This is a genomic window from Bradyrhizobium guangzhouense, from assembly GCF_004114955.1.
In the GTDB taxonomy this organism is placed as follows: Bacteria; Pseudomonadota; Alphaproteobacteria; order Rhizobiales; family Xanthobacteraceae; genus Bradyrhizobium; species Bradyrhizobium guangzhouense.
In genome coordinates, this window is record NZ_CP030053.1 from 555,695 (window position 1) to 575,342 (window position 19,648).

General features: G+C 62.8%; 21 protein-coding genes. 18 read left to right on the plus strand and 3 right to left on the minus strand.

All coding sequences use genetic code 11. The features are described from left to right. Positions 1-293: 293 nt before the first annotated feature. From bchF to XH91_RS02820, 16 genes are read left to right on the plus strand one after another with little or no spacing between them, the layout of a single operon-like run. Complete coding sequence (gene bchF, locus XH91_RS02745; RefSeq protein WP_430644595.1) at positions 294-767, plus strand: 2-vinyl bacteriochlorophyllide hydratase; 474 nt, start codon at positions 294-296, stop codon at positions 765-767. Next, positions 764-2,035, plus strand: coding sequence for a ferredoxin:protochlorophyllide reductase (ATP-dependent) subunit N (locus tag XH91_RS02750; RefSeq protein ID WP_128949161.1), 1,272 nt, complete (start codon positions 764-766; stop codon positions 2,033-2,035). The genes bchF and XH91_RS02750 overlap by 4 nt, the downstream gene beginning before the upstream one ends. Beyond that, entirely contained in the window at positions 2,036-3,592 is a 1,557-nt protein-coding gene (gene bchB / locus XH91_RS02755; RefSeq protein WP_128949162.1) for a ferredoxin:protochlorophyllide reductase (ATP-dependent) subunit B, read from the plus strand. Then, positions 3,567-7,154, plus strand: coding sequence for a magnesium chelatase subunit H (locus XH91_RS02760; protein ID WP_128949163.1), 3,588 nt, complete (start codon positions 3,567-3,569; stop codon positions 7,152-7,154). Before bchB ends, XH91_RS02760 begins: the two co-directional genes overlap by 26 nt. Next, positions 7,151-8,059: a ferredoxin:protochlorophyllide reductase (ATP-dependent) iron-sulfur ATP-binding protein gene (gene bchL, locus XH91_RS02765; protein ID WP_128949164.1), complete on the plus strand. Its 909-nt coding sequence runs from the start codon at positions 7,151-7,153 to the stop codon at positions 8,057-8,059. The genes XH91_RS02760 and bchL overlap by 4 nt, the downstream gene beginning before the upstream one ends. Then, complete coding sequence (bchM, locus tag XH91_RS02770) at positions 8,059-8,760, plus strand: magnesium protoporphyrin IX methyltransferase (RefSeq protein ID WP_128949165.1); 702 nt, start codon at positions 8,059-8,061, stop codon at positions 8,758-8,760. The genes bchL and bchM overlap by 1 nt, the downstream gene beginning before the upstream one ends. Further along, a complete protein-coding gene (locus XH91_RS02775; protein WP_128949166.1) occupies positions 8,757-10,187 on the plus strand; it encodes a BCD family MFS transporter in 1,431 nt (476 codons plus the stop codon). The genes bchM and XH91_RS02775 overlap by 4 nt, the downstream gene beginning before the upstream one ends. A gap of 18 nt (positions 10,188-10,205) precedes the next feature. Further along, positions 10,206-10,982, plus strand: coding sequence for a photosynthetic reaction center subunit H (gene puhA / locus XH91_RS02780; protein ID WP_128949167.1), 777 nt, complete (start codon positions 10,206-10,208; stop codon positions 10,980-10,982). Next, positions 10,979-11,626 (plus strand): photosynthetic complex putative assembly protein PuhB, encoded by a 648-nt coding sequence (puhB, locus tag XH91_RS02785; protein WP_128949168.1) that lies wholly within the window; start codon positions 10,979-10,981, stop codon positions 11,624-11,626. The genes puhA and puhB overlap by 4 nt, the downstream gene beginning before the upstream one ends. A 9-nt stretch (positions 11,627-11,635) precedes the next feature. Next, on the plus strand, positions 11,636-12,094 hold the full coding sequence (gene puhC, locus XH91_RS02790) for a photosynthetic complex assembly protein PuhC (RefSeq protein ID WP_128949169.1): 459 nt from the start codon (positions 11,636-11,638) through the stop codon (positions 12,092-12,094). After that, entirely contained in the window at positions 12,091-12,396 is a 306-nt protein-coding gene (locus XH91_RS02795; protein WP_128949170.1) for a hypothetical protein, read from the plus strand. The genes puhC and XH91_RS02795 overlap by 4 nt, the downstream gene beginning before the upstream one ends. After that, entirely contained in the window at positions 12,393-13,457 is a 1,065-nt protein-coding gene (acsF, locus tag XH91_RS02800) for a magnesium-protoporphyrin IX monomethyl ester (oxidative) cyclase (RefSeq protein WP_128949171.1), read from the plus strand. The genes XH91_RS02795 and acsF overlap by 4 nt, the downstream gene beginning before the upstream one ends. Positions 13,458-13,469: 12 nt before the next feature. Further along, positions 13,470-14,399: a putative photosynthetic complex assembly protein PuhE gene (puhE, locus tag XH91_RS02805; protein WP_128949172.1), complete on the plus strand. Its 930-nt coding sequence runs from the start codon at positions 13,470-13,472 to the stop codon at positions 14,397-14,399. Between the two features lie 32 nt (positions 14,400-14,431). Further along, the gene (gene hemA / locus XH91_RS02810; RefSeq protein WP_128949173.1) at positions 14,432-15,643 is read left to right on the plus strand and encodes a 5-aminolevulinate synthase; all 1,212 of its coding nucleotides are present in this window, start codon (positions 14,432-14,434) and stop codon (positions 15,641-15,643) included. A 9-nt stretch (positions 15,644-15,652) separates the two neighbouring features. Then, on the plus strand, positions 15,653-16,537 hold the full coding sequence (gene hemF, locus XH91_RS02815) for an oxygen-dependent coproporphyrinogen oxidase (protein WP_128949174.1): 885 nt from the start codon (positions 15,653-15,655) through the stop codon (positions 16,535-16,537). Between the two features lie 28 nt (positions 16,538-16,565). Beyond that, the gene (locus tag XH91_RS02820) at positions 16,566-17,045 is read left to right on the plus strand and encodes a hypothetical protein (RefSeq protein WP_128949175.1); all 480 of its coding nucleotides are present in this window, start codon (positions 16,566-16,568) and stop codon (positions 17,043-17,045) included. Positions 17,046-17,074: 29 nt separating this feature from the next. Here the strand turns inward: XH91_RS02820 and XH91_RS02825 are convergent, their stop codons facing one another. Both XH91_RS02825 and XH91_RS02830 read right to left on the minus strand, forming a co-directional pair. Continuing rightward, positions 17,075-17,506 carry a hypothetical protein gene (locus XH91_RS02825; protein ID WP_128949176.1) on the minus strand — a complete coding sequence of 144 codons (432 nt, stop codon included), beginning with the start codon at positions 17,504-17,506 and terminating at the stop codon, positions 17,075-17,077. A 189-nt stretch (positions 17,507-17,695) separates the two neighbouring features. Beyond that, positions 17,696-17,896 (minus strand): hypothetical protein, encoded by a 201-nt coding sequence (locus XH91_RS02830; RefSeq protein WP_128949177.1) that lies wholly within the window; start codon positions 17,894-17,896, stop codon positions 17,696-17,698. Positions 17,897-18,035: 139 nt separating this feature from the next. On the opposite strand from XH91_RS02830, the gene XH91_RS02835 reads away from it, so the two are divergent. Further along, entirely contained in the window at positions 18,036-18,497 is a 462-nt protein-coding gene (locus XH91_RS02835) for a DUF427 domain-containing protein (RefSeq protein ID WP_128949178.1), read from the plus strand. Positions 18,498-18,625: 128 nt separating this feature from the next. Continuing rightward, complete coding sequence (locus XH91_RS02840; protein ID WP_128949179.1) at positions 18,626-19,069, plus strand: CBS domain-containing protein; 444 nt, start codon at positions 18,626-18,628, stop codon at positions 19,067-19,069. 142 nt (positions 19,070-19,211) lie between these two features. On the opposite strand, the gene XH91_RS02845 is transcribed toward XH91_RS02840, so the two are convergent. Continuing rightward, a complete protein-coding gene (locus XH91_RS02845) occupies positions 19,212-19,625 on the minus strand; it encodes a response regulator transcription factor (protein ID WP_128949180.1) in 414 nt (137 codons plus the stop codon). Positions 19,626-19,648: the final 23 nt, after the last annotated feature.

Here is a 19,648-nt window from a genome sequence, read left to right on the forward strand (position 1 = left end):
TCGGAGAGGAGCGGACTAGCCTCTCCTCATCGGGCTCGCACTTCCGGGGTCAAGCGATGCACCAGTTCAAGGCCAAGAAGTCGCAACGCGCTCGTGCCGGCCAAGATGTTTTGCTGGTCACCCCTGTTCCCTCTCCATCGCACCACCCGTCCGACACGTTGTCAAACGATCTTTACAATTGCTGTGATGCACAGTTCACATTTCCCACCCATCTAGGGATCTGGCTCAATCTCGGTGCGGCGGGTGGATCGTGGCCGTCGCAGCCGAAGCAGACCGCGCGGCCGCTCTATTCCATCGAGGAAAGGCGTCGCCGTGACACGACGCCCTGGACCCTGGTGCAGGGCATCCTGGCGCCGGTTCAGTTCGTCGCTTTCGCGATCAGCCTCGTCCTGGTGCTGCGATATCTCCTGTCCGGTGACGGGCTCTGGATCGCCACGTGCTCCATCGTGGTCAAGACACTGCTGCTTTACGCGATCATGATCACGGGCTCGATCTGGGAGCGCGTCGTGTTCGGACGCTACCTCTTCGCACACGCCTTCTTCTGGGAAGACGTCTTCAGCATGCTGGTGTTGGCGCTGCACACGGCCTACCTCGTCGCCATCATCAGCGACATCGGAAGTCCGCGGCAGCAGATGGTGCTGGTCCTCGCTGCCTACACGTCCTATGCGATCAACGCCACGCAATTCCTCCTCAAGCTCCGTGCTGCGCGCTTGCAGGACTACGCGCCGCGTTCCGCGGTCCGGGTCGCTGTCGAGGAGGTCACATGAACACGCGCCTCCAATCCTGCTCGGCCGGCGACAATGTCCTGCGCGAGCGCGGGCAGCGCGAGGTGTTCTGCGGGCTTACCGGCATCGTCTGGCTACATCGCAAGATCCAGGATGCCTTCTTCCTGGTCGTGGGATCCCGCACCTGCGCGCATCTGATCCAATCGGCCGCCGGGGTGATGATCTTCGCCGAGCCGCGGTTCGCTACGGCGATCATGGAAGAACGCGATCTTGCCGGCCTCGTCGATGCCAATGACGAGCTCGACCGCATCGTTGCGCAATTGCTGGCGCGCCGTCCCGACATCAAGCTGCTGTTTCTGGTCGGATCGTGCCCGTCAGAGGTGATCAAGCTCGATCTGTCGCGCGCCGCGCTGCGGCTCTCACGCCAATTTTCGCCCGCTGTGCGCGTGCTGAATTATTCCGGAAGCGGCATCGAGACCACGTTTACGCAAGGCGAGGATGCCTGCCTTGCCTCGCTCGTGCCTGTCCTGCCCGAGGCCGGGCCGAAGGCTCCATCGTCCCTATTGATCGTCGGCGCGCTTGCCGATGTCGTGGAGGATCAATTTCGCCGGCTGTTCGCAGCGCTCGGAATCAGCTTGGTATCGTTCCTCCCGCCGCGGCGCTCGACGGAGCTGCCGACGGTGGGTCCGAGCACGCATTACCTGCTGGCTCAGCCTTTCCTGCACGAAACTGCGCATGCGCTCGAGCAGCGTGGCTGCAAGCGGATCGTCGCGCCTTTTCCGCTCGGCAGCGAAGGCACAACCGTTTGGCTTCGCGCTGCTGCGATACAATTCAGCGTCGACGGGGCACATTTCAATGCCGTAACCACGCCGCTTCGCGAGCGCGCTGATCGCGCCATCGGGCGATACCGGCCACAGCTGACTGGAAAGCGCATTTTTCTCTTCCCGGACTCGCAAATCGAGATTCCTCTTGCGCGGTTTCTGGCGCGTGAGCTGGGTGTGGATCTCGTCGAGATCGGTACGCCCTATCTGCACCGGGAGCACCTGGCGGCCGAACTCGCGCTGCTGCCGCCGGAAGCTCGTCTCAGCGAAGGACAAGACGTCGAGCGTCAACTCGATCGTTGCCGTCAGGCGGCGCCCGACCTCGTCGTTTGCGGCCTCGGTCTCGCCAATCCGCTGGAGGCCGAAGGCTTCGCCACGAAATGGTCGATCGAACTCATCTTCACCCCGATCCAGGGCTACGAGCAGGCTGGCGATCTCGCTGAATTGTTCGCGCGTCCGCTGGTACGCCGGGCAAGACTGGTGGCCTAGATGCAGCTCACGGTTTGGACATATGAAGGACCTCCCCATGTCGGCGCGATGCGGATCGCGACCGCCATGCGTGGAGTGCATTATGTCCTGCACGCGCCGCAAGGCGATACCTACGCCGATCTGCTCTTCACCATGATCGAGCGGCGTGATCGTCGGCCACCCGTCACCTACACCACCTTCCAAGCGCGCGATCTTGGCGGCGACACCGCGGGCCTGCTGCAAACGGCCATGCGTGAGGCCTATGCGCGGTTCGCACCTCAAGCGATGCTGGTCGGCGCATCCTGTACGGCCGAGCTTATTCAGGATGACCCTGCGGGTCTCGCCCAGGCACTCGACCTTCCGATCCCTGTCGTGCCGCTAGAATTGCCGTCTTACCAGCGCAAGGAGAACTGGGGCGCCTCCGAAACGCTGTATCGCATTGTGCGTGCGCTCGCCCACCCTCCCCGGGAAAGCCCCCCTAACCGGCGGACAAAGAGAGCACGTTCAGTCTGCAATCTGCTTGGTCCGACGGCGCTTGGGTTCCGTCACCGCGACGACCTCGCGGAAGTGACCAGGCTGATTGTGGAACTAGGGATCGACATCGGCATCGTCGCACCCTGGGATGCGACCCCGGCCGATCTCTCGCGTTTGCCGGAAGCCGATTTCAACGTGGTGCTGTATCCCGAAATTGCGCTGACGACGGCGCAGTGGTTGCAGCGGCAGTTCAATCAGCCCTACACCAGGACGGTGCCGATCGGTGCCGTCGCAACACGGCAATTCGTCGATGAGGTCGCGCAGCTCGCTGGTATCGATCCGGCACGAGCTTTAGCCGGTGCCGAGCAGCGGTCGTCATGGTACGCGCGTTCAGTCGATTCGACCTATCTCACCGACAAGCGTGTCTTCGTCTTTGGCGACGCGACCCATGCCATTGCGGCGGCGCGCATCGCGGCGAACGAGCTTGGTTTCAAGGTCGTCGGCCTCGGCAGCTACAGCCGGGAATTTGCCCGCGACGTGCGCGAGGCAGCAGCATCCTACGGCGTCGAGGCGCTCATCACGGAGGATTATCTGGAAGTCGAGGCGAGGGTGAGCGAGCTGCAGCCTGAACTCGTGCTCGGGACCCAGATGGAACGCCACATCGCCAAGCGGCTTGGCATTCCCTGTGCGGTTATCTCCGCGCCCTCGCATGTGCAGGATTTTCCGGCGCGCTATTCGCCCCAGATGGGGTTCGAAGGCGCCAATGTTATCTTCGACACCTGGGTTCATCCCCTGATGATGGGCCTGGAAGAGCACCTTCTTGGCATGTTCCGCGAAGATGCCGAATTCAACGACACCGCGCCGTCGCATCTCGGCAGCCAGCCAACGCCGATTGCGGACAGCCCGACGCATGGTCCGATCGCGCTGCCCCCTGCTTTCGCTGGCTCCACTTGGACCGCCGAGGCCGAGCAGGAGCTCCACAAAATTCCGTTCTTCGTGCGCGGCAAGGCGCGCCGCAACACGGAGCGCTTCGCGCAGGAGCGCAACGTCGGCTTGATCACTCTTGAGACCCTGTACGATGCCAAAGCGCATTTCGGCCGCTGACAAGACGCCCATCCGGGTCGTCATCGTGACGATGGACAGCCATTTGGCGTCCGCGGCCTCGCGAGCTCGGGCGGCGCTTCGAGCCGAATTGCCCGGGCTCGATCTCGCAATTCACGCGGCCGACGAATGGAGCTGCAGTCCGGCGGCGCTGGAGCACTGCCGAGAAGATATCGCGCAAGGCGACATCGTCATCGCAACGATGCTGTTTCTCGACGAGCATATCCAGGCGGTGCTTCCTGCGCTCGCTGCGCGCCGGGACCATTGCGATGCCATGATTGGGTGCCTGTCGGCTGGCGAGGTGGTGCGACTGACCCGGCTCGGCCGCCTCACCATGTCCGGTTCTAGCGGCGGTTTGCTGTCTCTCTTGAAACGATTGCGAGGCAGCCGGACCGGCGATTCCAGCGGTGCCGGCCAGATGAAGATGCTGCGGCAGATGCCGCGGCTGCTGCGCTTCATCCCGGGCACCGCACAGGATCTGCGCGCCTATTTCCTGACGCTGCAATACTGGCTCGCGGGATCGGAGCAGAATTTTGCGAGCCTCGTGAAGTTTCTGGTCGGCCGCTACGCCGACGGTGCGCGCTCTTCCTTGCGCGGCAAAGTCTCGGGTGCAGAGCCCATCGTCTATCCCGAACTCGGGCTCTATCACCCCAAGCTCGCCCAGAAGATCGTGACGCACATCGAAGATCTGCCGGTTTCGCCCAAGGCCACAGGTCGCGTCGGCGTACTCGTAATGCGCTCGTATCTGCTCGCCGGCAACACTGCGCATTATGACGGCGTTCTGGACGCGCTCGAAGCGAAAGGCCTCCGCGTCATTCCGGCCTTTGCCAGCGGGCTCGATTCCCGACCGGCGATCGAGCGGTATTTCATGCGGGATGGTGTCGCCACGGTCGATGCGGTGGTGTCACTGACCGGCTTTTCTCTCGTTGGCGGTCCTGCCTACAACGACGTCCACGCCGCCGAAGCGATGCTGGCGCGGCTTGATGTGCCCTACATCGCCGCGCACCCGCTTGAATTCCAGACCGTGGAGCAATGGCGCGAGGATTGCCGCGGATTGACGCCGGTGGAGGCCACCATGATGGTGGCGATCCCCGAGCTTGACGGCGCGATTGCGCCGATGACGTTCGGCGGGCGATCCTCCATCGTCGATGCAGGTCATGATATGGCCGTGCTGCCGGAGCGCGCGGCCATGCTGGCGGCGCGGGTGGAAAAGCTGGTCGCGCTGCGCCGGAGTGCGCGGTCGCAACGCAGGCTGGCGGTCGTGCTGTTCAATTTTCCGCCGAATGGCGGCAGTGCGGGTACGGCCGCCTACCTCTCGGTGCTCGAGTCCCTGCACAACACGATGAAGTCGCTCAAGGTGGCTGGGTATAAGATCGATGTCCCCGGCACCGTAGAGGAGTTGCGCGCGCGCGTATTGAAGGGCAATGCCCAGCGGTTCGGCACCGACGCGAACGTTGCCGCGCGCATCCCGGTGGACGATCACATGCGCCGCGAGCGCTGGCTCCCCGAGATCGAGAAGCAGTGGGGCGCAGCACCGGGCCGGCACCAGACCGACGGCAGCCACCTGCTGGTTCTTGGCGAGCAGTTCGGCAATCTGTTCGTCGGCCTGCAACCTGCGTTCGGGTATGAAGGCGATCCGATGCGTTTGTTGTTCGAACGCGGCTTTGCGCCGACACACGCGTTCGCGGCATTCTATCGCTGGATTCGTGAGGATTTCGGCGCCAATGCAGTTCTGCATTTCGGCACCCACGGCGCGCTCGAATTCATGCCAGGCAAACAGGTCGGTCTTTCCGGTGATTGCTGGCCCGATCGCTTGATCGGCGATCTCCCGAATTTCTATCTCTACGCCTCAAACAATCCATCCGAGGGCACGCTGGCCAAGCGCCGCGGCGGGGCAACGCTGATCAGTTATCTAACGCCCGCGATCGCAAAAGCGGGTCTGTACAGAGGCCTTGCCGATCTGAAAGCTTCGCTCGACAGCTGGCGCACGATGGCGCCGCAGTCGAGGGACGGCGAGCGCGCTGACGCGCTTGCGCTGATCCAGGCTCAGGCCGCGGCCGTCGACCTCGCCCAGGCGACGCCTGCCTGGGGACATGACGCCGCCGAGCGTGTGTCTGCGCTCAGCAAGGCCGTTATCGAGCTCGAATACTCGCTGATACCGCACGGCCTCCATGTTGTCGGGGCGCCGCCTTCGGCTGCGCAGCGAATCGACCTGCTGGACGCCGCCAATATCGCCGAGGACGGGCAGCGTGCGACGCTGGACAAGCTATTGGCCGAGGACCACGAGACGCCTGCCATCATCCATGCGCTCGACGGCGGGTATATCCGTCCCGTCGCCGGTGGTGATCTCCTGCGGAATATCGAGGTGCTGCCGACCGGGCGCAATCTGCACGGTTTTGATCCGTTCCGAATTCCGAGTGCGTTTGCAATGCTCGACGGAGCGCGGCAGGCCGATCGGTTGCTGGCTCGCCACGCGGGCGAAGCTGGCGCGGTGCCGGAAACTATCGCCCTGGTCCTGTGGGGCACGGACAATCTCAAGTCCGAAGGCGGGCCCATCGCCCAGGCGCTGTGGCTGCTCGGCGCCGAACCGCGCCGCGACAGCTATGGCCGGCTCGCAGGAGCGCAACTGATCCCGCTCGAACAACTTGGACGGCCGCGCATCGATGTCGTCATGACCTTGTCCGGCATATTCCGCGACCTGATGCCGCTGCAGACCAAGCTGCTGGCCGAGGCTGCATGGCTCGCCGCGGCGGCGGATGAGCCCACTGAACAGAACTTCGTTCGCAAGCATGCGCTCGATTATCAGTCCAAGCACGGCGGCGATCTCAAGGAAGCGGCATTCCGCGTGTTCGGCAACGCCGAGGGTGCTTACGGGGCCAACGTCAACCATCTGATCGACTGCGGAGCCTGGACCGACGAGCAGGAGCTTGCCGAAGCCTATACGCGGCGAAAAGGGTTTGCCTATGGCATTGATGGCCGGCCAGTCCGTCGCGACGCACTGCTCAGCCACGTCCTTGCCGGCGTCGATGCAGCCTACCAGAACATCGATTCCGTCGAGCTCGGTGTCACTACCGTCGACCATTATTTCGATACGCTCGGCGGCATTAGCCGTGCGGTGAAGCGCGCGCGCGGCGAGGCGGCGCCCGTCTATATCGGCGACCAGACCAGGGGCGAGGGCACCGTCCGCACGCTCTCCGAACAGGTTGCGCTGGAAACGCGCACGCGAACGCTGAACCCGAAATGGTACGAGGCTCTGCTCGCGCACGGCTATGAAGGCGTTCGCCAGATCGAGTCGCATGTCACGAACACTGTCGGTTGGTCGGCCACCACCGGTCAGGTTGCCCCCTGGGTCTATCAGCAGATCACGACGACCTATGTGCTGGATGAATCCATGCGCGAGCGCCTTGCCGCGCTCAATCCAGCGGCGTCGGCCAAGATCGCCAACCGTCTGATCGAGGCTCACGAGCGAAATTACTGGTCGCCCGACCCGGCCATGCTCGACACGCTCCGCAAGGCGGGGGAGCAGCTTGAAGACCGTCTCGAAGGCGTGGGAGTTGCCGCATGAACATTCCGGTTCGACAGCCCTCTGTGTCTGCTCCGGTTCGCCGCCCCGACGGTGCCGGTAGTGTTCAAGTCCAGATGGATCCCAACGTGGTTATCGGATCCGCAAAGGTGTTTTCGGTTTATGGCAAGGGTGGCATCGGAAAGAGTACGACCTCGTCCAATCTGTCCGTGGCCTTCTCGAAGCTCGGCAAGCGCGTGCTTCAGATCGGTTGCGATCCCAAGCACGACTCCACGTTCACGCTGACCAAATGTCTGGTGCCGACCGTGATCGACGTGCTCGAACAGGTCAATTTCCATGCCGAGGAGCTCCGTCCCGACGATTTCGTCTATCGCGGCTACAACGGCGTGATGTGTGTCGAAGCCGGAGGACCGCCGGCGGGAACAGGTTGTGGCGGTTATGTCGTCGGCCAGACCGTCAAGCTCCTGAAGGAGCATCATCTGCTCGACGACACGGACATTGTGATCTTCGATGTGCTGGGAGACGTCGTCTGCGGAGGCTTTGCTTCGCCGCTTCAGCATGCCGACCGTGCCCTGATCGTCGCGGCGAACGACTTCGATTCGATCTTCGCGATGAACAGGATCGTTGCGGCGATCCAGGCCAAATCGCGCAACTATCCCGTGCGACTCGGCGGCGTGATCGTTAACCGAAGCGCCGGCACCGACCAGGTCGACAAATTCAACGAGAAAACCGGACTGAAGACCGTCGCGCATTTTCCGGACCTCGACGTCATCCGCAAGAGCCGGCTGAAGAAGTCGACATTGTTCGAGATGGACCCGTCGCCCGAGGTCGAGGCTGTCCAGAACGAATATCTGCGGCTCGCCGCATCACTGCTGGCGGGAACCGAGCCCCTGAACGCCATTCCGCTGAAGGATCGCGACATCTTTGACCTGCTGGGATTTGACTGATGACAACGGCACGATATCTCGAACGGCGCGGTGAGCTCGAAACCTATTTCGATCGTACGGCGGTTGCGGCCTGGAGCCGGCTGACCTCGGATGCGCCTGTCGGGCGCATTCGCGCGACAGTACGGGCCGGCCGCGACGAGATGCGCCAAACGCTGCTGTCCTGGCTGCCGGGAGACTTACGCGGTGCGCGGATGCTCGATGCCGGCTGCGGAACGGGCGCGCTTTCCATTGACGCCGCGCGACGAGGTGCCGACGTTGTTGCCGTCGACATCTCGCCCAGCCTCGTTCAGATCGCCAGCGGCAGGTTGCCCGGCGATATCAGCCCCCGCGCCATCCGGTTCGTTGCGGGCGACATGCTGGAGCCAAAGCTGGGAAAATTCGATTTTGTCGTCGCGATGGATTCCGTGATTCATTATCGCCCGGATGATGTCGTGCGGATCTTTGCAGGGTTGGCAGCGCGCACGCTGCATGCGCTGCTCGTCACATTTGCGCCACGGACGCCCGCGTTGACGCTCATGCACACGGTCGGGCGCGCCTTTCCGCGCGAGAACCGCGCGCCGGCAATCGAGCCCGTGACAGAACAGCGTCTGAAGAAGTTGATCATTGAACATCCTGATCTCGATGAATGGTCGTTCGGTCGTAGCCGCCGCGTCGCCAGTGGCTTCTACAAGTCTCATGCGTTGGAGCTGCTGCGACGATGACGAGGCGCTCACCATCGCTTGCACAGGGCTGGATGCGACTGGGATCGCGTTTCCTTCCCTTCGCCGATGCAGCGACGCGCGAGCTCCCCCTGCCGCGGCTGATGCGACTGTCGCTGTTCCAGGTATCCGTGGGCATATCCGTGGTGCTGCTGAACGGTACGCTGAACCGCGTCATGATCGTCGAACTCGGCGTGCCGAGCTGGCTGGTGGCCCTGATGGTGGCGCTGCCCCTGGTATTCGCGCCGTTTCGCGTGCTGATCGGCTTCCGCTCGGATCATCACCGTTCAGTGCTCGGCTGGCGCCGCGTGCCCTATATCTGGATGGGGACGCTGCTGCAGTTCGGCGGCCTCGCGATCATGCCCTTTGCGCTGTTGGTGCTGTCGGGTGATGAACCCGGCCAGATCATTGCCGGACGGGTCGGCGCGGCGATCGCGTTCCTGCTGGTCGGTGCCGGGCTTCACACCACGCAAACGGCCGGGCTCTCGCTCGCGACGGACATCGCGCCGGAGAATTCGCGTCCACGCGTGGTCGCCTTCCTCTACGTCATGCTGATGCTGGGCATGATGGCGAGCGCGCTGACGTTCGGTGCGCTGCTCGCGAATTTCAGCGAGATGCGGCTGATCCAGGTGGTGCAGGGCGCGGCCCTGACGGAGATGATCCTCAACATTGTCGCGCTGTGGAAGCAGGAAGCACGCGATCCGGCGCGGACGGCAGCCGCCATCGCGCGGCCGCGCTTCCACGACTCCTGGCGGAGGTTCCAGAATGCGGGCGGCTCGCCGCGCGTGCTCCTTGCCGTAGGGCTCGGGACCGCCGGCTTCACGATGCAGGACATTCTGCTCGAGCCCTACGGAGCCGAGATTTTGCATCTCACTGTTGGCGAGACCACGGCGCTCACCGCATTGTTTGCAGCCGGTACGCTGGCGGGATTCGCCATCTCCGCGCGGCGCCTCGGCAAAGGAGCGGACCCGTACCGGATCGCCGCCGCGGGCGCGCTGGTGGGCCTCGCTGCATTTTCTGCCGTGATCTTTTCCGCGCCGATGGTGTCACCGCTGCTGTTCCGGACTGGCACCACGCTGATCGGCTTTGGCGGCGGCCTGTTTGCCGTCGGTACACTCACGGCAGCCATGTCTCTCGCGCGGGACGGTGCGAGCGGCCTTGCGCTCGGGACTTGGGGCGCCGTGCAGGCGACCGCGGCGGGAGCAGCGATCGCGGGTGGCGGAGTGATTCGTGACGTGATGTCGGCCCTTGCTACCGAAGGGCGTCTTGGCTTGGCGCTCGCAAGTCCCGCGACTGGATACAGCATCGTCTACCACATCGAGATTGGGCTGCTGTTCGCAACGCTCGCCGTGATCGGGCCGCTGGTGCGATCGCGGCATCCAACAGCGCCACAGAAGCTCGAGTTCGGTCTCGCGGAATTTCCAAACTAGGCAACTTGGGAGGACGTCATGCAATCAAATCTCACCGGCTACCTCGACGTCGCGCAAGTGACGCTCTATGCCTTCTGGATCTTCTTTGCCTGCCTGATCTTCTATCTGCGACGTGAGGACAAGCGCGAAGGCTATCCGCTGCAGTATGAGGACGGCGGTCGCGGCCGGGGCACCGGCTTCCCCACCTGGCCCGGCTTCAAGAAATATCGGTTGCGTCACGGTCAAACGGCGACCCTGCCGAATTGGAAGAACGACCGGCGCGACGCGGCCGTCACGCCGATGGCACCGTGGCCCGGTTCGCCCTACGTGCCGACCGGCAATCCGATGCTCGACGGCGTAGGAGCTGCCTCTTACGCGGATCGCGAAGACATCCCCGAACTCACGATGGACGACATCCCCGCGATCGTGCCGCTGCGCGCCGACACCACCATCACTCTGGAGGAGCGCGATCCCGATCCGCGCGGGATGCCGGTGATCGGTGCCGATGGTGAGGTCGGCGGCATCGTTCGCGAGGTCTGGGTCGACCGGGCCGAAATGCTGATCCGCTATCTCGAAGTCGAAGCGGCGGGCGCATCCGGCCGCCACGTCCTGGTGCCGATGACCATGGTCCGCATCACGATGCGTTGGCGGGAGGGTCGCGTGCTCGTGCAATCCATCCTCGGCCGACAATTCGCCGATGCACCGGTGCTGGCCAATCCGGATCAGGTGACAAAGCTGGAGGAAGACAAGATCGTCGGCTATTTCGGCGGCGGCAATCTCTATGCCACGGCTTCACGACAGGAGCCCCTGCTGTGAGCGACCACGCGCGTCAGTTTGAAGAGCTGGATCTGCCACGGGGCGAGAGTCTGGTTTGGCAGGGCAGGCCGGATGCGCGGGCGCTGGCGCTCCGGGTCTTTCATGTTCGGCTCGTCGCGATCTATTTCGCGCTGCTGTTTGGCGTGAGAATCGCAATGGGAATCTCGGATCGCCAGCCGCTGTTCGACGCAGCCGTCGCCGCGGCCCGGCTCGCCATTCCATTCGCGGCCGTCATGATTCTGCTCGTTGGGTTGGCGATCCTCTACAGCCGCACCACCCGCTACAGCGTCACCAACCGGCGCGTGCTGCTGCAGTTTGGTGCGGTGCTGCCCATGACGCTCAACATTCCCTTCCGCCAGATCGCCAATGCGGCCGTCAAGGAATACCCCGATGGCAGCGGCGATCTGCCAATTGCAGTCGTCAGCGAGCGGCGACTGGCGTTCCTGCTGCTGTGGCCGCATGTCCGACCGTGGCGGCTCAGCAAGGTCGAACCGATGCTGCGCTGCGTGCCGGATGCGCGGGGCGTCGCCAATCTGCTGAGCAAGGCGCTGACGTCGTCGTCGCCGGCACCGGAGCCGGTGATGGCCGCCATGCCGGTACCGCGTCCGGCGGAGGCGACGTCGGCAGTCGCCAACGCGGCGTAGGAGGGAACGATGAGCACAGCCGTCGTTGACAGAATGGTCCCTCGCGGAGCGCTGCTCGGTGCGGCCGCGCTGATCGCATTCTCGCTCTTCGTCGCCGGTCTCGGCCGGTTCACCGGCATCGGCGCAGTTCGCGAAGACCAATCGGCCGCCGTGCAGCGCATGTCGTTCCGATTTGAGGACCGCACCGACGGCGGGATTTCCGTTGTCGCGCCAGAGAGTGGCGCCGTCATCGGCGTTGTCCCTGCGGGTATCGATGGCTTTGTCCGCACCGTGCTGCGCAGCTTTGCTTTCGATCGCGAGCGACAAGGTGTCGGCGCTGGGCCGGCCTTCGTCATCGCCAAATGGTCGAACGGACGCTCTACAATCGAGGATCCCGCCACCGGCCGCCGCGTCGATCTCGCAGCCTTCGGTGCCGTCAACATGCAAGCCTTCGAACGCGTCGTCGCCATGCGAGGTACCAAGTCATGAACCTGCTGCACAGGACGGATTCCCGGCGCTTCGACGTCGGATGCACCATCGAGATCGAGCAAACCGGCGAAAGCCTGCATGCTCATGTCAGCCTCGACGGGAATGTCGAAATACGCCCGGGAGACGAAGTCACCATCCATGGTGCGCCGGTTCGCATCGCGTTCGGCGACACGGTCAATCTGCGCCGCACCGCGACGGTGGTGCGCGCAGGAGCGCTCAAGCGGCTCATGACCCATGTCGCTGGCTATCTCGAACTCACTGAACTCTATGAAGTCAGCTTCTCGGACGGGAGGGCATCATGATTGCGATCGAAGGTGGCGCCAGGACATCGTCCAGCACCGACATGGCGCGCGAGGACACCATCCTCAGCCCGCGCTTCTACACCACCGACTTCGAGGCGATGGATCGGCTCAACGTCGATCTGGTTCGGCGCGAGTGGGACGCGGTGATCTCCGACCTGCGTGCGGATTTCAACCGCAAGCATTTCGTCAAGACAACGGAGTTCGAGCGGGATCTCAACGATCTCTCTGAGGACCTGCGCAAGGAGTTCAAGGATTTCCTGGTCAGCTCGCTGACGGCCGAATTCTCTGGCTGCGTGCTCTATGCCGAGATCAAGAAGCGCATCAAGAACCCCGACATTCGCGAACTCTTCAGCTATATGAGCCGTGACGAGGCGCGCCATGCCGGGTTCATCAACGAGATCCTGAAAGATCACGGTATAGGCGTCGATCTCGGCTTTTTGACCAAAGTCAAGAAGTACACTTATTTTAAGCCGAAGTTCATCTTCTATGCGACCTATTTGTCGGAGAAAATCGGCTACGCGCGCTACATCACGATCTACCGGCAAATGGAGCGCAATCCGGAGCGGCAATTCCATCCGATTTTCCGCTGGTTCGAAAAGTGGTGCAACGACGAGTTCCGCCATGGCGAAGCGTTTGCGCTGCTGATGCGCGCCGATCCAGCTTTGCTGGCGGGCCGTAACAAGCTGTGGATCAAGTTCTTTCTCCTCGCGGTGTTCGCCACGATGTATGTGCGCGACCACATGCGTCCGGCCTTCCACAAGGCGCTCGGCATGAAGCCAACCGACTACGACATGCAGGTATTTCGCATCACGTCGGACATCTCACGCCAGGTCTTCCCAGTGGTGCTCGATATCGACGACCCCCGCTTTCTGGCTGGCCTCGAGCGGCTTCGAAAGGTCGCTGAAGCGATCGCCGACGCAAAGGCGCGCGGCGGCTTGGCCGCGCGCGTCAAGCGCGTCGTGTTGCCCCTTGCCGCCGCCACGGCCTTCGCTCGGCTTTTCCTGTTGCCGGCCAAGAGCAACGAGTTGCCGCAAGAGATCAGGCTTCAACCCGCTTGGTGATGGGGGCCCGTCATGGGCGCAACTGCAGTCGCAATTCCTTACGTCCTGTTTGTCTGGTGGTTTTCCACCGGTACGGTCCTGCTGCTCGTCGGCGCGCCCTCGCGGCATGGCGTGCTGCTGAAGGCGGGAGCCACGGTGCTGTTCGTCGCTGCGCTTTCTGGGCTCGCGGTGAGCAGCCAAGTCCACACCGCGGCTGGCGCCTATTGCGTCTTTACTTGTGCGATCTTGCTCTGGGGTGCCGTGGAGATATCGTTGCTCGCAGGCTGGATCACCGGCCCGCGGCCGGAAGCTTGTCCGCGCGACTGCGGTGCGGCCGAACGCGTCTGGTTTGCGCTCCAGGCCACCGCCTATCACGAGTTTGTCCTGATCGCCACGGCGGGGCTTGTATTCGCAGTGACGGCTGGTGCGCCCAACCAGCTCGGCTGGTGGACCTTCGCGGCGATGCTGGTGTTGCGCCAGAGCGCCAAGATCAATCTCTTCCTCGGGGTGCGCACGCTCAATGACGAGTTGTTGCCGGCGCAAGTCGATTTCCTGAAGAGCTATTTCGCTCGCAAGCCGATCAATGCGTTATTTCCGTTCTCGGTGAGCGTGGCGACCGCGGCGGCGGCTTGGCTTGCTATGGTTGCCGCCGAGGCGGAATCGGGCTTCGAGGCGCTGAGCTGTGCGCTGCTCGCGATGCTGGTGGCGCTCGGGGCGCTCGAGCACTGGTTCATGATGCTTCCGATGCCGGTGGTCGACCTCTGGCGTTGGAGCGTGCGGGCGCAGAAGCCTGTTGTGCCCACGTCCGAGCCGCCGCTACGGCCGCTTCTCGCGGTCATTCCCGGCGGTGCGGCAGCTGAACGACCTGCGACCAAGAATCCCGGCGCACTCGCCAAGCAGCGCCTCGAAGATCAGTTCCGCCAAGCCTATCGCGCCAGCAAGGCTGCGAACGCTACGGATTGACGTTTCATTGAGTTTTCAGAGGGGAGACCGCCATGAACTACGAAGATTATTTCCGCCGCCAACTGGATGGTCTCCGCCGCGAGGGCCGCTATCGCGTCTTTGCCGACCTCGAGCGCAAGGCCGGCGCCTTTCCGCGGGCTGCGCATCACACGCCGTCTGGCGAACGTGAAGTCACGGTCTGGTGCTCGAACGACTATCTCGGCATGGGGCAGCATCCCAAGGTGCTCGCCGCGATGCACGAGGCGCTTGACCGCTGCGGCGCCGGCGCCGGCGGCACCCGCAACATCGCCGGTACCAATCACTATCACGTGCTGCTCGAGGCGGAGCTCGCCGATCTCCATGGCAAGCAGGCCGCGTTGCTGTTCAATTCCGGCTACGTCTCGAACTGGACGACGCTCAGCACGCTGGCGTCGCGCATGCCGGGCTGCGTCATCCTGTCGGACGAGCTCAATCACGCGTCGATGATCGAGGGCATGAAGCACAGCCGCTGCGCTACGCGCGTGTTCCGGCACAACGACGTCGCCGACCTCAGGAGCAAGCTGTCCGATCTCGATCGCGACGCGCCCAAGCTGATCGCTTTCGAAGCGGTCTATTCGATGGACGGCGACATCGCGCCGATCGCCGACATCTGCGACGTCGCCGATGAGCATGGCGCGCTGACCTATCTCGACGAGGTGCATGCCACGGGATTGTACGGGCCGCGCGGCGGCGGCATCTCGGATCGAGAGGGACTCAGCGATCGCTTGACCGTCATCGAAGGAACGCTCGCCAAGGCGTTCGGCGTGATCGGTGGTTACATCACCGGCTCGCATACTGTATGCGACTTCGTGCGCAGCTTTGCGTCGGGCTTTATCTTCTCAAGCGCATTGCCGCCGGCGGTCGCGGCGGGCGCCTTGACCAGCATCCGGCATTTGAAGGCCAGCTCGCACGAGCGCGAACGGCACCAGGACCGCGTGGCGACGCTGCGGCGCAAGCTCGATCAGGCTGGCGTGCAGCATCTCGACAACCCCAGCCACATCGTGCCCGTGATGGTGCGCGACCCCGTGCTCTGCAAGGAAATCAGCGACACATTGCTCGATCGCTACGGCATTTATGTGCAGCCGATCAACTATCCGACCGTCGCCCGCGGGACCGAGCGCTTGCGCATCACGCCGTCGCCGCTGCATTCGGATGCGGATATCGATGCGCTGGTCACGGCCTTGTCGGAGATCTGGGCCGAGGTCGGGCTGGCGAGGGCGGCCTGAACGTCGGCCATGACCTATCACGACATCAAGGCGACCGTCTTGCAGCGTGCACAGGCGCGACGCTGGTTCGAGCGGCTTCGCGACGACATCTGCAGCGCCGTGGAGGCGTTGGAACGGGACGCGCCAGCCGCGCTATTCCCGGGCGAGCCCGCGCGCTTCGTACGCAAGCCGTGGCAACGTGCGACTGGCGAAGGCGGCGGCACGGGCGGCTTCCTGATCGATGGCCGGCTGTTCGAGAAGGCAGCCGTTCACACCTCGTCCGCAAATGGCACGCTGACGCCCGAATTGGCACGTTCGCTGCCGGGAGACGGCAAGCAGCTCGATTATCTCTCCGCGAGCATCAGCCTGATCATCCATCCCCGAAGCCCGCGCGTGCCAACCGTGCACATGAACACGCGGTATCTGGCGACGTCGCAAGGCTGGTTCGGCGGCGGCGCCGACCTGACGCCAATGCTGCCGGACCAGCGCTCGCAAGCTGCCGAGGACGCTATGGCGTTTCATGACGCCATGCGTCAGGCCTGCGACGTCCATGATCCTGACTACTATCCCCGCTTCAAAAGCTGGGCCGATGAATACTTCTTCTTGCCGCATCGCGGCCAGACCCGTGGCGTCGGCGGGATCTTCTTCGACCATCTCAACACCGGTGACTTCGCAAGGGACCTCACCTTTGTCCGCGATGTCGGCCTCGCCTTTCTCGATATCTATCCGGCAATCGTCCGGAGGCGCATGGTCGAACCGTGGAGCGAAGAGGATCGGCGGCAACAGCTGGCTTGCCGCGGTATCTACGCTGAATTCAACCTGCTGTACGACCGCGGTACGACGTTCGGGCTTCGGACGGGGGGAAACGTCGAAACCATCCTTAGCTCCATGCCGCCCGCAGTGAGCTGGCCCTGACTCTTTCTTCGCAAGGCATTGAAAGGGAATGCGACGGCTGATGAAATTCCTGCACACGCTCGGCGCCATCGGCCTGATGGGAGCGATGGCTTGCCTCGTCGTGCTGCTCGGATTCGTTCCCAAGCCGGCATCGCTCAAAGAGTACGCCCTGATGAGCGCAGCGCTCGGCGGCGTCGCCACTTGGGTGTTCTTTCCCTCGCTTGCGCTGACGCTGATCGCCGGCCTGCTGGCGATTGCCTTGAACCGGGCCTACCACAGTGCCGGCTGGGCCTGGGCGAAGCTCGCGACAGGCATTGTGATTTTCGAATGGGGCTTTACCGCCGTATTGGGCCCGCTTCAGGAAGAAGCGGAGGCCAGCGCCCGCGCTTTATCGGGCGAAGCCGATGCTGCAGCGCTCGTGCTGTCGTTGTCGGCGGAGCGGACGTCACTCTGGGTTCTGCTCGCCGTAGCTGCCGCGAACGTCGTCCTCGGCATATGGCGACCGCGCCTCACCAGGCTGCCAGATTGAGGTCCGGCAGCGTCGACCGGACCGCGCGGCTACTTCTGTGCGCCTTCAGGTCGACCGCCGCTGTCGGGGCCGGTTCCGGTCGAGGAACTGGTCGGAGCTGCGCGCGTGTCGGGTGCGGGATTTTGCGGCTGATAGGGTTTGGGCGTGTTGGGATCCGTCCGGTCCGTCGCCAATTGATTGTTGCGCTGGGCCACCTCCGATGCGGCCGTGCCGGCGTGAGAACGATATCCGAGCGTCAGGAGTGCCATCGCGATCAGCGCCACCGCGAGCAGGCCAGCGAGTTCCGCTCCTGCACCTGACGGTTCAACACCGCGCGACCTGCCATCGCCTTCGAGCGCATAAGCCGCAATTTCTCGATTGTGGCGCGACCGCAGGAAGGCAAGGAAAAACCCTGCCGCGACGATCAGACCTGCGGCGAGGGTGAAGAATGTAAGCCAAGTAAGAGGGGCATCGCCGTTCATGGGCATTCTCCAAATGTTTTGCAGAAGGCCTACGTCTCGGCGATGGAAGTGTTCCAGTAATTGCGAACGTGATTTGCGGCAGCTGCCGGGATTGTGGCTGGCATAAAGCTGGGCGATGCCGTGTCGAATGCCATACAGAACCGCGCCTGTACCCCTCAAACCGCAATGTTGCCCAACGCGCGGGTCCCGCTACTTCAGCTTGAGGTCGCGCAAAGCGGTTATAATCGAGCGATATTCATCAATGGCTGACTTTGCGAGCGCATGGAGCTCGTTGTGAACTAGGCTACTCACTGCCTGCTCTATCGTTAGAAGATCGACCTCTAATCTTTGCAGTGCAGCCGTCAGTTCGCTAAACGAAGGCTGATGGCTGGCTCCCGTCTCGTCGGCCATGACCTAACTCCTCAGGAGTGCTTAAACGCCCGAAAGAGCCCCTCGGATCACTCCCAACAGCCGCGAATGAAAAAATACTGATCCAAAATCATGGCGGCATCGTTGTCTTGAGAGTGCGAGTCTCGATGGAGCTAACGCCATGGAATCCGTATGGGATTATCCTCGTCCTCCTCGACTAGAGCCGGTCTCTCAACAGCTCGAAGTCATCTTCAATGGGAAGACTGTTGCGAGGACCACGCACGGTTATCGAGTTTTGGAGACGAGCCACCCTCCAGTATATTATTTCCCGCCCGCCGATGTCGACCTGACAACTCTGGCGAGCGCGGAAGGACGGTCCTGGTGTGAGTTCAAGGGTCTTGCTTTGTACTGGGCCGTCGAAGTCGATGGCAAAACTGCCGATAAGGCGGCCTGGTGCTATCCTAACCCGACCGAGCCGTACTCAGCCATCTCCGGCTTCTATGCGTTTTACGCTTCGAGGGTGGACCAGTGCAAGGTCGGCGGCGAGCTAGTAAGGGCGCAGCCGGGTGATTTCTACGGCGGTTGGATCACGTCTGACATCGTAGGTCCCTTCAAGGGCATACCCGGTAGTAGACACTGGTGAAAACACCAATGGCAATGTCCCGCGACTTTCGCTCGCAATCTGATCAGACCTAACATTGCAAGGAATTTCGAGTATCTTTCAAGTGAACCATCGTGACAGTGCAGACAGCACTCACCTGGAGAACATCGATGAGCACGGTAAAAAGCGCCTTGGCTCAGAAGAGTGGCGCCCTTATTCATGTTCGTTCCAGCGACATGATCGTCGAAGCCTTACGGCAGATGCGTGACAACCGGGTCCGATCGGTGCTGGTCATCGACGACGACGTGCTGGTCGGCATCGTGACGCAGGGCGACTGCGCCATCAAAGTCCTGCTACCCGGACTTGACGCAAAGCAGACGCCGGTACGCCAAGTGATGACGGTCAACCCGGTGACGGTCAAACCAGACAATCAACTGGCGGAATGTATGGCAATGATGGCTCAGCGTAGTTTCCGTCATCTGCCAGTGCTGGATGCAGGCAAGGTCGTCGGGGTGATCTCGATTGGAGACGTCGTCAAGAACATCATCCGGGATTTAGAGCATAACGTGGACGACCTGATGGGTTACATCTTGAAGGACGGCCCGGGGGGCTAAGACGAGCCTCGCTATGCCCGAGCGCCGCCGAGGTCCGCGTGCCCGCCTATCCGAACCCACTCTCTCCGCCACAGCGCACTTTAAACACAAAATCTCGGTGTTTGCGGAGGCGAACCTTGCATGGCGGACGATATGGGTTGCATCACGTAGGATGCAGAGCGAGGCGAATGCAATTGATGAGATTTTCTCGGCTGACCGGCTTGGCAAGCACGCAAATGGCGCCCGCATTGAAAGCTCGCGTCCGCGTCTGATCATCCGCGAACGCCGAAATGACGATAATTGGAATGTTGTAGCTCGCAGCGGCAAGGCGGTGCTGTAACTCAAGGCCGGACATGCCACCCAACCGAACGTCTGTAATCAAACAAGTCGTCGCTTCTAGCCGGCCGCGAGAAAGGAACTCTTCTGCTGATGGATAGCCGTCGACCTGGAAACCCAAAGCGTCGAGGAGATCCTCCAATGCTTCCAGAACCGTTGGGTCGTCATCCACACACGAAATCAAAGCTGACTCGGTCACGAGGCTTTCCTTCAAACTCCGGCATGCCGTCGGGCGCGCCATCTTCTACTTCCACACGCGACGCG

Excerpts from the sequence above, each read along its gene's own strand:
- XH91_RS02750 (WP_128949161.1), top strand. The coding sequence starts at position 764 with ATGAACACGCGCCTCCAATCCTGCTCGGCCGGCGACAATGTCCTGCGC.
- bchB (WP_128949162.1), top strand. The coding sequence starts at position 2,036 with ATGCAGCTCACGGTTTGGACATATGAAGGACCTCCCCATGTCGGCGCG.
- XH91_RS02760 (WP_128949163.1), top strand. The coding sequence starts at position 3,567 with ATGCCAAAGCGCATTTCGGCCGCTGACAAGACGCCCATCCGGGTCGTC.
- bchL (WP_128949164.1), top strand. The coding sequence starts at position 7,151 with ATGAACATTCCGGTTCGACAGCCCTCTGTGTCTGCTCCGGTTCGCCGC.
- bchM (WP_128949165.1), top strand. The coding sequence starts at position 8,059 with ATGACAACGGCACGATATCTCGAACGGCGCGGTGAGCTCGAAACCTAT.
- XH91_RS02775 (WP_128949166.1), top strand. The coding sequence starts at position 8,757 with ATGACGAGGCGCTCACCATCGCTTGCACAGGGCTGGATGCGACTGGGA.
- puhA (WP_128949167.1), top strand. The coding sequence starts at position 10,206 with ATGCAATCAAATCTCACCGGCTACCTCGACGTCGCGCAAGTGACGCTC.
- puhC (WP_128949169.1), top strand. The coding sequence starts at position 11,636 with ATGAGCACAGCCGTCGTTGACAGAATGGTCCCTCGCGGAGCGCTGCTC.
- XH91_RS02795 (WP_128949170.1), top strand. The coding sequence starts at position 12,091 with ATGAACCTGCTGCACAGGACGGATTCCCGGCGCTTCGACGTCGGATGC.
- acsF (WP_128949171.1), top strand. The coding sequence starts at position 12,393 with ATGATTGCGATCGAAGGTGGCGCCAGGACATCGTCCAGCACCGACATG.
- puhE (WP_128949172.1), top strand. The coding sequence starts at position 13,470 with ATGGGCGCAACTGCAGTCGCAATTCCTTACGTCCTGTTTGTCTGGTGG.
- hemA (WP_128949173.1), top strand. The coding sequence starts at position 14,432 with ATGAACTACGAAGATTATTTCCGCCGCCAACTGGATGGTCTCCGCCGC.
- hemF (WP_128949174.1), top strand. The coding sequence starts at position 15,653 with ATGACCTATCACGACATCAAGGCGACCGTCTTGCAGCGTGCACAGGCG.
- XH91_RS02820 (WP_128949175.1), top strand. The coding sequence starts at position 16,566 with ATGCGACGGCTGATGAAATTCCTGCACACGCTCGGCGCCATCGGCCTG.
- XH91_RS02825 (WP_128949176.1), bottom strand. The coding sequence starts at position 17,506 with ATGAACGGCGATGCCCCTCTTACTTGGCTTACATTCTTCACCCTCGCC.
- XH91_RS02830 (WP_128949177.1), bottom strand. The coding sequence starts at position 17,896 with ATGGCCGACGAGACGGGAGCCAGCCATCAGCCTTCGTTTAGCGAACTG.
- XH91_RS02835 (WP_128949178.1), top strand. The coding sequence starts at position 18,036 with ATGGAATCCGTATGGGATTATCCTCGTCCTCCTCGACTAGAGCCGGTC.
- XH91_RS02840 (WP_128949179.1), top strand. The coding sequence starts at position 18,626 with ATGAGCACGGTAAAAAGCGCCTTGGCTCAGAAGAGTGGCGCCCTTATT.
- XH91_RS02845 (WP_128949180.1), bottom strand. The coding sequence starts at position 19,625 with ATGGCGCGCCCGACGGCATGCCGGAGTTTGAAGGAAAGCCTCGTGACC.